At 79.6% G+C, this 1,617-nt stretch carries 2 protein-coding genes; both read right to left on the minus strand.

What is annotated here, in order from left to right:
* Positions 1-479, minus strand: a 479-nt coding sequence (locus tag N866_RS18650; RefSeq protein ID WP_216699494.1) for a sirohydrochlorin chelatase, incomplete at its 3' end; no start/stop codon positions are given.
* Entirely contained in the window at positions 476-1,570 is a 1,095-nt protein-coding gene (locus N866_RS18655) for a uroporphyrinogen-III synthase (protein ID WP_034229600.1), read from the minus strand. The genes N866_RS18655 and N866_RS18650, both read right to left, overlap by 4 nt.
* Positions 1,571-1,617 lie beyond the last annotated feature (47 nt).

A 1,617-nucleotide genomic window follows, 5' to 3' on the forward strand; every position in this document is an offset into this window, starting at 1 on the left:
GACGCGCGCGCGTCGCTCGACCCGGCCGCGGCGAGCACGACCGCGTCGCCGGGCCGGGCCCCCGCCTCGTGGAGCCGGTCCACGAGGACGGCCACGATCCGCGGGTCGGGTCCGAGGGTGCCGGAGGCGACGGCACCGGGCGTCGCGGCGACGGCACGCGCGACGTCGACGTGCGTGTGGAACCCCGCGGAGAGCAGCAGCGGCACGACGACGGCGCCCGTGGTGGCCCCGACCGCCCCGGCCACGACGTCCGCCACCTCCGGCTGCTGGACGTCCACGAACGCCTCCCGCACGTCGAGCCCGGGGCGGCGCCGTCGGACGCCCGCCAGGATCGCGGCGATCGCGGCGCGACCGTCGGCGTCGTCGGTGCCGTGCGAGCAGCCGACGAGGACGGGCGCCGGGGACGGCGTGGGGCCGTGCGGCGCGGGCCGGAGCGCCGTCAGGGGCGGGGGCAGGGGCGCCTGGACCTGGCTGCTCATCGGGGGACCTCCGCGAGCTCGAGACGGTAGCCGCGCTTGACGACGGTGCGGACGAGGTCCCGGCCGACCGTGTCGCGCAGCCGGGCGACGGCGACCTCGGCCGTGTGGGGGTCGCTGGAGTCCCCGGGCAGCACCTCGAGCACCTCGGCCCGCGTGACGACCCCGCCGGGGCGAGCGGCCAGGAGGCGCAGGACCTCCAGGCCCGAGGGGGACAGCGGCAGCACGTGGCCGTCCAGCACGGCCGCGCCGCGGTGGACCTGCAGCGGACCGCCGACGGTGTCGAGGACGGTGAGGCCCCCGAAGTGCCCGACGAGGGCCCGGACCAGCGACCCGAGACGGCCGCGGTCGGGCACGAGGGGCTCGACGCCGCGCTCGCGCAGGGGCCGGGCCGTGACCGGGCCGACGGCGGCCGCGAGGGTGCAGCCGTGCCGGAGCCGGTCCAGGACGGCCTGGCCCACCCCGGCCCGGTCGCCGGCCTCAAGCCAGGCCGCGGCACCGGGAGCGGAGGTGAAGACGACGGCGTCGACCTCGCCGTCGGCGGTCGCCCGCGCCGACGCCGCCACGGCCTCGGGGTCCCGCGGCGGGCCCCAGCGGTACACGACGAGGCTGTGCACGTCGGCGCCCGCGGCGCGGAACGCCTCGTCGAGCCCGTCGGCACCGGCGCCGTGGTGCTGGACGGCGATGCGCAGCCCGGCGACGCCGTCGTCCAGGAGCGCCTCGGCGATCTCGGCGGACGTCTCGGACTCGGCGACCCAGTCGGCGCGCAGGCCCGCGGCCTGCAGCGCGCCGCGCGCCTTCGGCCCGCGCGCCACGAGTCGCGCGGCCCGGAGCACGTCGAGCAGCCGGTCCGCGACGCCGTGGGCGTCCGCGGCCTCGACCCACCCGCGGAAGCCGATGCCCGTGGTCACGACGACGACGTCCGGGGGGACCTCGAGCAGCTCGAGCGTCGCGCGCATGAGCTCGGCGTCGTCGGTGTGCGGGACCATGCTCAGGGACGGCGCGTGCCGCACGACGGCGCCGCGGCGCTGCAGCGCGGCGGACAGCTCGGCGGACCGGCGCTCGGCGGTGACCAGCACGACGCACCCGGCCATGCTCTGGGCGAGCGTGGGCGCGGGTGCGTCGGGGGCGGCGCCGGTGG

The organism is Actinotalea ferrariae CF5-4 (genome assembly GCF_000603945.1).
GTDB classification, from domain to species: Bacteria; Actinomycetota; Actinomycetes; order Actinomycetales; family Cellulomonadaceae; genus Actinotalea; species Actinotalea ferrariae.